This is a genomic window from Synechococcus sp. CCY 9618, assembly GCF_019038415.1.
GTDB lineage: Bacteria > Cyanobacteriota > Cyanobacteriia > PCC-6307 > Cyanobiaceae > Cyanobium.
In genome coordinates, this window is record NZ_JAFKRG010000009.1 from 267225 (window position 1) to 279038 (window position 11814).

Sequence of the window (11814 nt, forward strand, 5' to 3'; positions counted from 1 at the left end):
GCAACCGGGCGGTGGCGGGGATGCTGGCGCCGCTGGAATGAGGCTGCGGGGTGGCCGGATCAGTCAACGGCTTGGGCAGCCGCGTTCAGCGCGTTGCCTGGATGTTCCCGATCGTTGGGTGGCGGAGCGATGTCAACTTTCGGCTTCCATGAGGTAGGGCAGGCGGAAGGGGATTGCCGGCCCGGGGACTGCAAGGTGATGCCGCCCGGAATCCAGTTTGACCCTTCGGACGCTGCTGCAGGATCGCCTTTCCTCTCGGGCCCAGGTCATGGATGCTTCCGCCAATGGCTCTGAGGAATTCGGTGCCGAGCGAGTGGCCGAAGCCCTGAGGCTGCTGGCACCGATGGCCGCCGTGCGCACCGCCGGGGTGCGTCTCAGGCTGGCAAGGGTGCTGGAGGCCTTCAGTGCCGAGCGGCTGGGGGTGCACCACTTCGCCTCGGTCAGCGGCTACGGCCATGGGGATCTCGGCCGGGAGGTGCTCGATCGGGTCTTCGCGCGGGTGCTGCAGGCCGAGGCCGCCGCCGTGCGGCTCCAGTTCGTCAGCGGCACCCACGCCATCACCGCCGCCCTGTTCGGCGTGTTGCGGCCTGGTGACCGGCTGCTGGCCATCACCGGCCGCCCCTACGACACCCTCGAAGAGGTGATCGGGCTGCGGGGCCGGGGGCAGGGATCCCTGGCTGAATTCGGCATCACCTACGACGAGCTGCCGCTCACGGCCGATGGCCAGGTGGATGAGGCGGGCCTGGAGGACGCGCTTGCCCCCGAGACCCGCATGGTGCTGATCCAGCGCAGCTGCGGCTACAGCTGGCGCCCGTCCCTGCCGGTGGCCACCATCGGCCGCCTCTGCGAGCGGGTCAAAGGGTTGCGGCCCGGCTGCGTCTGCTTCGTCGACAACTGCTACGGCGAGCTGGTCCAGGACCTGGAGCCCACCGCGGTGGGGGCCGATCTGATCGCCGGCTCCCTGATCAAGAATCTGGGCGGCACCATCGCCCCCACCGGTGGCTACGTGGCCGGCCGTCGTGATCTGGTGGAGATGGCCTGCTGCCGGCTCACCGCACCGGGTATCGGCAGCGAGGGGGGCACCGGCTTCGACCTGCACCGGCTGCTGTTCCAGGGCCTGTTCCTGGCCCCCCAGATGGTGGCCGAGGCCCTGATCGGTGCCGATCTGGTGGCCCAGGTGTTCAGCGATCTCGGCTATCCGGTGAATCCGGCGCCCGGGGCCGAGCGCAGCGATGTGATCCAGGCGGTGCAGCTCGGTTGCCCCGAACGGCTGATCGCCGTCTGCCGGGCCTTTCAGCAGGTGTCACCCGTGGGGGCCTACCTCGATCCGGTGCCGGCCCCCATGCCCGGCTACGCCAGCGACCTGGTGATGGCCGGGGGCACGTTCATCGATGGCAGCACCAGCGAGTTCTCCGCCGATGGACCGCTGCGGGAGCCCTTCGTGCTCTACGCCCAGGGAGGCACCCACCACCTCCATGTGGCCCTGGCCCTGGAGCGGGCCCTGGCCGCTCTGGAGGCCATGGGGGATGGGCCGGCTTCGGTCGCTCGGTCAGACTGATCCCGCCTCCTCCGCTCTGCTCCGGCCTTGGCGCACTCCTTCCCCGACGACTGCCGCTATTCCGAAAGCCACGAATATGTGCGTCCGGAAGGTGACCTGGTGCGCCTCGGCATCAGCGCCTTCGCCGTCGACCAGCTCGGGGACATTGTTTTCGTCGAGTTGCCGGCGGTGGGGGCCTCCCTGGTGCGGGGCACGAGCTTCGGCAGCGTGGAATCGGTGAAGGCGGTGGAGGATCTGATGGCTCCGGTGAGCGGCTCGGTGGAGGCCCGCAACGAGGCTGTGCTGGCCAGCCCCGAGGAGCTTCAGAACGATCCCTATGGCGAAGGCTGGCTGCTGCTGGTCAGGCTGGGGGCGCCGGATGAGCTGGCGGAGCTGATGGATGCCGGCACCTACGGGGCCAAGGTGCAGGCCGCCTGAGCCGGAGGGGAGGGCGGCACCAGGGGGCGATCCCCCTGGGGAATGTCCTTAGGATCCCGCCACTTCCTCTCACCGCGCCCGTGTCCGCCTCCTTCCTGGTCCGGCATCTGGGGCCGGACCCCGAAGATCAGCAACGGATGCTGGCCGAACTCGGTCTCGCTTCCCTCGACCAGCTGGCGGCCGAGGTGGTTCCCGCCGATATCCTGCTCACGGCCTCCGAAGCCGACGTCGGCCTTCCCCCCGCCTGCTGCGAGGCGCAGGCCCTGGCGGAACTGGCCGGGCTGGCCTCCCGCAACCGGGTGCTGCGCAGTCTGATCGGCCTGGGGTACCACGGCACCGCCACGCCGGCCCTGATCCAGCGCCATGTGCTCGAAAATCCCTGCTGGTACACGGCCTACACCCCCTATCAGGCGGAGATTGCCCAGGGGCGGCTGGAGGCCCTGCTCAACTTCCAGACCCTGGTCAGCGAGCTGACGGGCCTGCCCATCGCCAATGCCTCCCTGCTGGATGAGGCCACCGCCGCCGCCGAGGCGATGGCGATGGCGGCGGCGGTGACCCCGCGCCGCGGGGCCCGGCGCTTCCTGGTCGACCGGGCCGTCCTTCCCCAGACCCTCGCCGTGCTGCGCACCCGGGCCGAGCCCCTGGGCATCGTCATCGAGACCATCGAGGCGGAAGCCCTCAGCGCCGCCCTTGGCCAGGACTCCATCGACGGGCCTGACGCCGCGGATGCCCTTGACCATGACGTCTTCGGTCTGCTGATTCAGCTGCCGGGCACCGCAGGCCGGCTCTGGGATCCCTCCCCCCTGCTGGCGGCGGCCCGCTCCCGCGAGGTGATCAGCACGGTGGCCGTCGATCCCCTGGCCCAGGTGCTGCTGGCACCGGTGGGTGACCTGGGTGCTGACATCGCCGTGGGCAGCCTGCAGCGTTACGGGGTGCCGATGGGCTTCGGCGGCCCCCATGCGGCCTTCTTCGCCACCCGGGAGGCCTACAAACGGCAGATCCCCGGTCGCCTGGTGGGGCAATCCAGGGATGCGGAAGGGAATCCCGCCCTGCGGCTGGCCCTGCAGACCAGGGAGCAGCACATCCGCCGCGACAAGGCCACCAGCAACATCTGCACCGCCCAGGTGCTCCTGGCTGTGATGGCGAGCTTCTACGCGGTGCACCACGGACCCGAGGGCCTCGAAGCCATCGCTCGCCGCATCCTTCGCCTGCGGCAGGGTCTGGTGCTGGGCCTGGCCGCCCTGGGCCTGGATGTCGAGCCGGGAGCCGCCTTCGACACCGTCGTGGTGCGCACCGCAGCCGCCGTTCCCCTGCGCGAGCAGGCCGAGGCCGCGGGATTCAACCTGCGCTGCGGCCTCCGCGGCGACGACGGCGAGGCGGCGCTGGCCATCAGCCTGGATGAGCTCTCCACGGCGGAGGAACTGGAGGCCCTGCTGGCGTCGCTGGCCACCGAGCACGGCACCGGCGACGTGGCGCGCGCCGCCCTTCGGGCTGCTCTGATCGCCCTGGAGGGCGAGCCCCTGGCGGAGGCACTCGAGGGCGTGCCCCTGCGGCAGAAGCCCTGGCTGCGCCAGGAGGTGTTTCATCGCTACCGCAGCGAAACCGAGCTGTTGCGCTATATCCAGCGGCTCGTCAGCAAGGATCTGTCCCTTGTCCACGGGATGATCCCCCTGGGCAGCTGCACCATGAAGCTCAACGCCGCCGCGGAACTGGCGCCGGTGAGCTGGCCGGCCTTCGCCCAGATCCACCCCTTCGCCCCTGCTGATCAGACCGGTGGCTACGCCGCCCTCGCGGCCGATCTGGAGGCCTGGCTGGGGGCGATCACCGGCTTCGCGGGGGTGTCCCTGCAGCCGAACGCCGGCTCCCAGGGGGAATATGCCGGCCTGATGGTGATCCGGGCCTGGCATCGGAGCCGGGGGGAGGGCCATCGTCAGGTGTGCCTGATCCCCACCAGCGCCCACGGCACCAACCCGGCCAGTGCCGTGATGGCGGGGATGCGCGTGGTGGCGGTGGCCTGCGATGGCCAGGGCAACATCGACATCGACGACCTGGAAGCCAAGGCCGAGGCCCACGCCGGCGACCTGGCCGCCCTGATGGTCACCTACCCCTCCACCCACGGGGTGTTCGAGACGGGCATCCGCCGCATCTGCCGCATCGTTCACGACCATGGCGGCCAGGTGTATCTGGACGGCGCCAACCTCAACGCCCAGGTGGGCCTCTGCAAACCGGGGCTGTACGGAGCCGACGTCTGCCACCTCAACCTGCACAAGACCTTCTGCATTCCCCACGGCGGCGGTGGCCCCGGCGTGGGACCGATCGGCGTGGCGGCCCATCTGGTGCCTTTCCTGCCGTCCCATCCCCTGGCCGCCGCTGGCCATGGCCCGGGCCAGGCCATCGGCCCGGTGTCGGCGGCGCCCCTGGGCAGCGCCGGCATCCTGCCGATCAGCTGGATGTACATCCGCATGATGGGCGGCGCCGGCCTGCGCACGGCCAGCCAGGTGGCCCTGCTGGCGGCCAACCTGATCGCCGAGCGACTCGAACCCCATTTCCCCGTGCTCTACCGGGGCAGTGGCGGTCGGGTGGCCCATGAGTGCATCCTCGATCTGCGGCCCCTCAAGCGCAGCTGTGGCCTGGAGGTGGACGATCTCGCCAAACGTCTGATGGATTACGGCTTCCATGCCCCCACCGTCAGCTGGCCGGTGGCCGGCACGGTGATGGTGGAGCCCACCGAGAGTGAATCCCTGGCGGAGATCGATCGGTTCTGCACCGCTATGGCGGCGATCCGCTGCGAGGCCCGCGCCATCGAGACCGGCAGCGCCGATCCTCTCGACAATCCGCTCAAGCAGGCGCCCCATACCCTGGCGGCCGTCACCGCCGACCGCTGGGAGCGCGCCTACAGCCGCAGCGAGGCGGCGTTCCCCGCCGGGGATGGTCAGCGGCAGACGAAATTCTGGCCGGCGGTCGCCCGTATCGATAACGCCTACGGGGATCGGAACCTTGTCTGCACCTGTCCCAGTGTCGAGGAGGTGGCAATTCCCGAACTGGTCGCCTGACTGTTCCTGGGGTACCTTTCCTCCCTGAGATGCCGCATCATTGCCGTGCTGTCTCCTCGCGGCGATGGCCTCCGCCTTTCATCACATGGGGTCCATGAACGGCAACGACAGTTCAGGTGGTGAGCCCGGTGCGAGTGACCGTTCCCCGGGAGGGCTGGAGGCGAGTCAGCGGGTGGATGGCACCAATGTGGTGAGGGTTCCCTTCGGCGTGCGTCGGGCCAGGCGGCGGCGGCCCGAGCGTCCCGACCACTGGGCCACGCTGGTGCTCCCCTTCCAGGCGGGTGGTGGTGGTTCTCCAACCCCGCCCCACGCTGCCTGAGCCCCCCCCGCGGGGATCAGTAGCTGGCGCCACTGCGCCGCTGGTGGACGGCGGTGGTGGCAGCCGCATCGAGCAGGTCGCCGCAGCGGGCCTCGGCGTAGAGCAGCCAGTGGTCCCCACACTCCATCCGCTGGCTCACCCGGGCCTCCAGCCAGGCCAGGGCCTCCGGCAGCAGGGGCTGGCCGCCGGGGCTGGTCTCCAGCTCCAGTCCCGCCAGCCGGTCGGTCCCGGGGGGGAAGGGCTGCAGGAACCGCTTCATGGGGCCGCTCTCCCGTCCCTGAGCCAGCACGTTGAGGGTGAAGACGTCGCCCACATGGAGCAGGCTCTCCATCGCCCGGTCCTTGGCCACGGCAACAGTGAAGCCAGGCGGACTGAAGCTGGCCTGGCTGACCCAGCTGGCCACCATCGCCCCCCCAGGGGTGTCAGGGCCCTCCCCCTTGCGGGCCATCACCACACACAGGGCTCCCACCACCCGGCCCAGGGCCTGGATCGCGGGATTGGTACGGCTTTCGCTGAGGCCCCCGACGCTGCTGCGTCGCTGGGCCTGGCGGTGCTGGTTGCGCAGCCGGCGGCCCAGGGCGGTGCCGGTTTCCTCCAGGGTCCGCAGGCTGGCCAGATCCGGGCTGAACTTCACCCGGATCGGTTCGAAGGCGAACTGGAAACCGCCATCGCGCAGTTTGCTTTCAAGCAGATCGATCGCCTCACCGCTCCAGCCGAAACTGCCGAACACACCCACCGGCTTGGTCCGGTCGCCTTCTGCCAGCACGGTCCCCAGGGCCGAGACGATCGGTGTGGGGGCATGGCCTCCCAGGGTGGGGGAGCCGATCAGCAGGGCGTCGCAGGCCTTGATCGCCGCCAGCAGTTGCTCGGGGGGAGCGAATTCGCAGTTGATGCTCTCCACGCGCACACCGCTGCGGGCCACCCCCTGGGACAGGGCGTCGGCGATGGCCGCCGTGTTGCCGTAGGCGCTCGCATACATGAGGGCAACCGACAGGCTGGCGTTCTCCTGGCTTTCCCCCCAGCGGCGATAGTCGGCCAGCAGGCTGCGCCAGCTCTGGGCGATGGCCGGCCCGTGTCCCGGGGCGATCGTGCGGATCGGCAGCTCGTCGAGCCGGTCGACCACCGTCTCCACCTGCCGGGCCATCGGCGCCATCAGGCAGTCGTAGTAGTAGCGGCGGTCCTCCTCGGTGCTGCTGCGGTTCGCCTCGGCGAAGACCTCGGTGCAGAGGTGGGCGGCGAAGAACTTGCCGCTCATCAGCAGGCCGGTGTTGGCCTCGAACGCCATCAGGCCCCCGGGCCAGCGGGGAGTTGGGGTGGGAATCAGGGTGAGCTCCTGGCCGCCCGAGAGGGTGCGGCTGGTTTCCTGCTTGACGACCTCGATGGGCGGCAGGGGGACCACCGGCTCGGCCGTCTCCTGACTGCCCGGAGGTGACGGCCTGCGCTGGTCCCAGAGCTCGCCGAGCACCTGCGCCCCAGGATTCGAGGCCACCAGCACCGTGGCCGGCCAGCCGGCGGCCAGCTGGCGGAGCAGGGCCACCCGGTTGGGATTGATGTGGCCTGCCACCACCTTCAGGGGGGCGTCGGCTGGGACCAGCCGGGCCAGCTGTTCCAGGAAGGGTGCGGCGAAGGAGGCCCCCGGGGGATGCACCAACACCGGAGCGCCTCCGCTGGCGCCCGGCAGGAAGAGGAAGCTGTTGGCAGTGGTGCCGCGCTCCAGCCCGTACTCCACCTCGAAACGCAGCCGTCTGGGGCTCAGGCCGCGCAGGCAGAGCAGGCCCGGTTCGATCGGCAGGGAGATGACACGGCGATCGGTCTCGGTCGGGGTGCCCGTCATCAGTAGTGGTTGCCCACCTTGCGGTGATGCACGGCCGTGGCCGCGGTGGTGTCGGCCACGTTGCCCTCTTCCACCACGGCGTAGATGATCCAGTGGTCAGGCCCTTCCATGCGCTGGAGCACCCGGCAGCCGAGAAAGGCCAGAGCATCCCCCAGCACCGGCCCTCCGGCGGCGGCCCCTTCGAGAGTGTTGACGCCGGCGAACCGATCGGCCCCCGGGGGGAAGCGGCGCAGGAAGTGGCGCAGCAACGGCTGGTGGTTGTCCTCCCTCAGCACGTTGAGGACGAACCGGTCGCCCACCTGCATCAGGGCCTCGATGGCGCGATCCTTCGCCACCGCCACGGTGAGGCCGGGTGGCTCGAAGCTGGCCTGGCTCACCCAGCTGGCCACCATGGCGCCGCTGCGGACCCCGGCCTCATCCTGCTGGCGGGCCGTCACGATGTAGAGGCCGCCGCTGAGGCGACCCAGGGCCTTGTCCAGATCGCCGTCGAGGGCCTTCATGGCCGCGATGGTCTTCTCTCTGGTGAGCAGCTGGCCCAGGTCGGTGCCGGCCTCTTCGCAGCGCTGATAGTCGGCTCCGCTCGGCACCTGGCGGATGCGCAGCGGTTCGAAGGCCCATTTCTGGCCCAGGTTGCGCAACTGGCCGGCCAGGGTGTCGATCGGTTCGTCGTTGCCGCCGAAGGCGTCGTAGCAGCCCACCCACTGCTTGGGGTGCAGGGCCGCCAGCAGGGTGCCGATCGCCTTCTGCAGGTCGGCGTCGGGGCTGGCCGGCCAGGTGGGCACCACCACGGCGCTGGCCTCGCCGATCAGGGCGGCCAGCTCCTGGGGGTCGGTGGCCCGCAGGTCGACGAGCTGCACCTGGCCGGAGGCCTTGCCGACCCCATGGGCGATGGCCTGGCTGAGGCGGTCGCAGAAGCCGTACTGGCTGATGTAGCACACAGCAGCGTAGGCCTCCCCGGCGCTGCGCTGGCCGCTCCAGTCGCGGTAGTCCCCGATCCAGAGGGGCAGGTGCTCCCTCAGCAGGGGGCCATGGCCCACGGCGATCGTGGTGATCTCCGGCAGCCCGTCCATCCGCTTGAGGGCCTGCAGCACGCTGCGGGCATTGGGGGCCATCAGGCAGTCGTAGTAGAAGCGGAAGTCCGGAGCGATCGCGCCGGGGTCGACGTCGAAGAGATCCTCTGAGCAGTAGTGAAGGCCGAAGGCATCGCAGGTGTAGAGGATGCCGGTGCCGTGGTCGAAGGAAAAAATCGTGTCGGGCCAGTGCAGGTTGGGGGCGCTGAGGAAGCTGAAGCGGTGCCCGACCCCACTTTCCGGGTTGGTGCCGAGGTCGAGCTCCTCGCCGCTCTTCACCGCCCGGCTGCGGAAGGGGCGATGGACCTGGTCCTGCAGGAACTGGATCGCCACCTTGGAGCCGACGATTTCGATATCGGGATGGCGGTCGATCAGGTCGCCGATCAGGCCGGAGTGGTCCGGCTCGGTGTGGGACACGATCAGGTGGTCGATGGCCGTGGGATCGATCTGACCCTCCAGCAGAGGCAGCCAGGAGTCGCGGAACTTGGCGTGGCTGGTGTCGACCAGGGCCGTGCGCTCGCCACGGATCAGAAAGGCGTTGTAGGTGGTGCCGTTGCGGAGCCCGAACTCGATGTCGAAGCGGCTGCGATCCCAGTCGAGGGAGCGGATCGCCGTGGTGTCCGGGGCGATGGACGCGCACTGAAGGCTGAGGCGGGAGGGCTGAGCCCCGGCCCCGGGCGCCTGGGTGGACGGTGTGCTGGAGAGGGGGCTGACGCTGGTGCTGCTCATGGTGTCCATCTCCTTCCGCAGGCTCATGACTGTAGGGAGGGCGGGGTGGCTTTCGGTCTGCTAAACATGCGGCGTCGAACCTTGCGTGGGGGCGGACAATGGTCAGGCAACTTCAGATGGGAAATACATAGGTGGCAACTGGTGACTTGGAACGGTTCCGGGATGCTTTCCGCCGCCTGGAAAAGCGCCTGAAGGAAGCCTCCCGTTCAACTCGCTTTAAGCCACCATCCGACCTGGCCATTGCCCGCGTTCACCTTAAATCCACTCTTTCTTCAGATGGCCTGCTGGGCGAGGTTCTTGATCTCAGTCTGGACGGAATGAAGATCGCCATCGAGGCCGGCCAGGACATCGAGGTCGGCGAGCACTGCCATGTGGCGGTGGGTGATGGAGAGGGTGAAACCTATGCTCTGGCGGGCACCGTTCGCTGGATTGAAGACTCCAGTTACATCACAGTGTTCGGCCTTTCCCTCGATTCGGCCGACCGTATCGAGGAGTGATCGAGGGCCCCGGCCCAGGCGCCGGAACGTGTCGGCATGTCTGGACCGGGGCGAGGTGGAGGCTGTCAGTGGGGCTGTCAGTCCGCCAGCTTCACGCTGACGGTCGTGAGCGACTGGGCCTTGGGAGCGGTCACGGTGAGCAGCCCATCGCGGTAGTGGGCTTCCAGGGCATCCCTCTGGATCCCGCCGGGGAAGCGGAAACTGCGGCTCCAGGTGCCGTAGCGGAATTCGCTCAGCAGGGGGGCGCTGCGGCTGCCTTCCTCGTTGTCGGTTTTGCTGGCGGCACCGTTGACCTCGGCCGCCCCTGCGCCGCTGACCGACCGCTGGAGGCGGCGCTCCGCGGTGATCATCAAGGAGCGGTCGGTGGCCTTCACGTCGATGGAGGAGCGATCCACCCCGGGCAGTTCCAGGGCGATGGCATAGGCGCCGTCGGTCTCGTGAATCTCGGCGGCGGGAACCCGTTCGGCGGTCTGGAGCTGCTGCTCCAGCCGATCGAAGAGGTCGAAGGGGGAAGGATGGAGGTTTCGCATGGTGTGATGAGTCCGAAGGGGGGCCGGACTTGCCGTCTGACGACGGAGTTGTCCGGTCACGAGTTGTGAGGGTGGGGAATCACCCGCCTTGCCAATCTGCGCGGTTCAACTGATCGGTCCTGGGGGGAGAACCGACGGTTCAGGTTCGGCGCCCAAGCCAGGGTTCGGCCCCTTCGCCACCCGGGGGGGGAGAACCGGAACGGGTCTCCGCCAGCCACCACCAGCTGGCGAAGCTGGCGGCCTGCCCCCAGACCGGGCCATCGGGATCCCGCAGGGTCCAGAGGCGGGCGTTCTCGATGCGGAAGGGCCGGCCGGCACTGTCGATGCGGACACCTCCATAGCCCCGCAGGGCCTCGGATCGGCGTGCCTGCTCGAGGGCGACGGCCCGGCCGTGGCGCTCAGCCGGCGCTGCGGTGAGGCGGGAGGGCAGGCCCACCATCGCCCGCCAGCGACGGCGCCACAGCCGCAGGGCGGCCCGGTTGGCATAGATCAGCCGCGGATCGGCGCCGCCGTCATGGGCCAGCACCACCTCGGCGGCGACGAACAGTTCCTGGGCCGCCTGGAGGGGGGAGCGGCCGGTCTCGACGCCGGCCAGCAGCGGCCGGCCGAAGGCGAGGCGATGGGAGCGGAGGATCAGGCCCGCCGTGGCGATGGCCGCGTCGTTCAGCCAGCCAGCCCGCTCAGGTGAAGGGCGCCATTCAGGAGGAGTTTCCATGGCGACCTGCCCCTGTGGTCCCGGAGGAATGGCCATCCTGCCCAGGCCCGGCCCATCCCCGATCGGTGGGCTGCAGGCGATGGCCAACCACGGGCCGACTCGACCACGGGCCCACGGCGGCGGACCACCGAGGCGCTCCAGGCTCCGTCGACGAGGCATCCAGGCATGGCGCTCCCGCCGGTGCTGTTCCCTCAGCCTTCCTGGTCGGAGCCGGTGGCCATGGCCCGGGCCATGGCCTGCTGGCCCATCACGGCCCCGTGCGCCTTCAGCTGCTCCAGGAACAGGCGGTTGGCCTCCGGGAAGCGAGGCTCCTCGGCCAGGGGCAGGGGGCCCGCACCATCGAGGCCAGATTCCCCTTCCATCGCCGGTGTGATCACCACCAGGTCGGGATCGAGGGGGGCGTCGTAGCGCCACCAACGGGCCGGATCGCCGATGGCGGGATGGATCGGATGGGGGGCATGCTCCACCGGTGCCACCACCCCCGCCCGGCGCCGTTGGGCCAGATCCGCCAGCAGCTGGCTGCGGGTGCGACCCCGCAGCTGGAACAGCACGAAGGGATCCTCGCTGAACCGATCCCCCATCAGGTAGTACACCGCGCTGATGTGCTTGCAGGGATTGGCCTTGTCCGGGCAGCTGCACTCGCTGCGCACTTCTTGCAGCTTGAAGGGGAAGAGACGCTTGCCGCTGGCGGCGAAGGCCCGCTCGATGTCCGCCGGCATGATCCCCGCCAGCAGCTGGGCCGACCAGCGGGCCTTCTGGCTGAGGGCCTCCAGCACGTAGCCCCAGTCCTCGTCGTTGAGGACGTCGAGCCAGAGCTTCACCTTGTAGGGGTCGGGTTCGGTGCCCTGCACCCGGGCATGGACCCGCCGCCCCTCGAAGCGGATCGAAACCACATTCCCCTCGCGGGCGTAGCTCCAGGCACGCTCCAGGCGCTTCTTGAAGCGGTAGGAGTGGATCAGTTCCATCCACTGCTCCACCCACCAGGGCTGCTGGCCCAGGCCCTGCTGGCCCAGCTGGGTGGTGATGGCGCCGCTGGCGCCGGGGAAGGAGCTGGTCATGCTGCCGGCCTAGCGCCCTCCATCCTGACGCCTG

The 11814-nt window shown here is 69.6% G+C and carries 10 protein-coding genes; 5 read left to right on the forward strand and 5 right to left on the reverse strand.

What is annotated here, in order from left to right; genetic code table 11:
- Window positions 1–268 precede the first annotated feature (268 nt).
- From KUG41_RS02805 to KUG41_RS02820, 4 genes are all read left to right on the forward strand, one after another.
- Complete coding sequence (locus tag KUG41_RS02805; RefSeq protein ID WP_216900807.1) at window positions 269–1558, forward strand: methionine gamma-lyase family protein; 1290 nt, start codon at window positions 269–271, stop codon at window positions 1556–1558.
- Window positions 1559–1585: 27 nt separating this feature from the next.
- Window positions 1586–1975 (forward strand): glycine cleavage system protein GcvH, encoded by a 390-nt coding sequence (gene gcvH, locus KUG41_RS02810; RefSeq protein WP_216900809.1) that lies wholly within the window; start codon window positions 1586–1588, stop codon window positions 1973–1975.
- Window positions 1976–2112: 137 nt separating this feature from the next.
- A complete protein-coding gene (gcvP, locus tag KUG41_RS02815) occupies window positions 2113–5028 on the forward strand; it encodes an aminomethyl-transferring glycine dehydrogenase (RefSeq protein ID WP_254216783.1) in 2916 nt (971 codons plus the stop codon).
- A 64-nt stretch (window positions 5029–5092) separates the two neighbouring features.
- Window positions 5093–5347, forward strand: a complete 255-nt coding sequence (locus tag KUG41_RS02820) for a hypothetical protein (protein ID WP_216900926.1) — start codon at window positions 5093–5095, stop codon at window positions 5345–5347.
- 16 nt (window positions 5348–5363) lie between these two features.
- On the opposite strand, the gene KUG41_RS02825 is transcribed toward KUG41_RS02820, so the two are convergent.
- Both KUG41_RS02825 and KUG41_RS02830 read right to left on the reverse strand, forming a co-directional pair.
- A complete protein-coding gene (locus KUG41_RS02825) occupies window positions 5364–7181 on the reverse strand; it encodes a diflavin flavoprotein (RefSeq protein ID WP_216900813.1) in 1818 nt (605 codons plus the stop codon).
- Entirely contained in the window at window positions 7181–8980 is a 1800-nt protein-coding gene (locus tag KUG41_RS02830; RefSeq protein ID WP_254216754.1) for a diflavin flavoprotein, read from the reverse strand. The genes KUG41_RS02825 and KUG41_RS02830 overlap by 1 nt, the downstream gene beginning before the upstream one ends.
- A 131-nt stretch (window positions 8981–9111) precedes the next feature.
- Between KUG41_RS02830 and KUG41_RS15790 the strand changes: the two genes are divergently transcribed.
- Window positions 9112–9477 carry a PilZ domain-containing protein gene (locus tag KUG41_RS15790; RefSeq protein WP_216900816.1) on the forward strand — a complete coding sequence of 122 codons (366 nt, stop codon included), beginning with the start codon at window positions 9112–9114 and terminating at the stop codon, window positions 9475–9477.
- A gap of 77 nt (window positions 9478–9554) precedes the next feature.
- Here KUG41_RS15790 and KUG41_RS02840 read toward each other — a convergent pair whose 3' ends face one another.
- From KUG41_RS02840 to KUG41_RS02850, 3 genes are all read right to left on the reverse strand, one after another.
- Window positions 9555–10007 carry an Hsp20/alpha crystallin family protein gene (locus tag KUG41_RS02840; RefSeq protein WP_216900819.1) on the reverse strand — a complete coding sequence of 151 codons (453 nt, stop codon included), beginning with the start codon at window positions 10005–10007 and terminating at the stop codon, window positions 9555–9557.
- Between the two features lie 139 nt (window positions 10008–10146).
- Window positions 10147–10722, reverse strand: a complete 576-nt coding sequence (locus KUG41_RS02845; protein WP_216900821.1) for an MEKHLA domain-containing protein — start codon at window positions 10720–10722, stop codon at window positions 10147–10149.
- A 191-nt stretch (window positions 10723–10913) separates the two neighbouring features.
- On the reverse strand, window positions 10914–11780 hold the full coding sequence (locus tag KUG41_RS02850) for an SWIM zinc finger family protein (RefSeq protein ID WP_216900823.1): 867 nt from the start codon (window positions 11778–11780) through the stop codon (window positions 10914–10916).
- Window positions 11781–11814: the final 34 nt, after the last annotated feature.

Excerpts from the sequence above, each read along its gene's own strand:
- KUG41_RS02840 (WP_216900819.1), bottom strand. The coding sequence starts at position 10,007 with ATGCGAAACCTCCATCCTTCCCCCTTCGACCTCTTCGATCGGCTGGAG.
- gcvP (WP_254216783.1), top strand. The coding sequence starts at position 2,113 with ATGCTGGCCGAACTCGGTCTCGCTTCCCTCGACCAGCTGGCGGCCGAG.
- KUG41_RS02845 (WP_216900821.1), bottom strand. The coding sequence starts at position 10,722 with ATGGAAACTCCTCCTGAATGGCGCCCTTCACCTGAGCGGGCTGGCTGG.
- KUG41_RS02825 (WP_216900813.1), bottom strand. The coding sequence starts at position 7,181 with ATGACGGGCACCCCGACCGAGACCGATCGCCGTGTCATCTCCCTGCCG.
- KUG41_RS02830 (WP_254216754.1), bottom strand. The coding sequence starts at position 8,980 with ATGAGCAGCACCAGCGTCAGCCCCCTCTCCAGCACACCGTCCACCCAG.
- KUG41_RS02805 (WP_216900807.1), top strand. The coding sequence starts at position 269 with ATGGATGCTTCCGCCAATGGCTCTGAGGAATTCGGTGCCGAGCGAGTG.
- KUG41_RS02820 (WP_216900926.1), top strand. The coding sequence starts at position 5,093 with ATGGCCTCCGCCTTTCATCACATGGGGTCCATGAACGGCAACGACAGT.
- KUG41_RS02850 (WP_216900823.1), bottom strand. The coding sequence starts at position 11,780 with ATGACCAGCTCCTTCCCCGGCGCCAGCGGCGCCATCACCACCCAGCTG.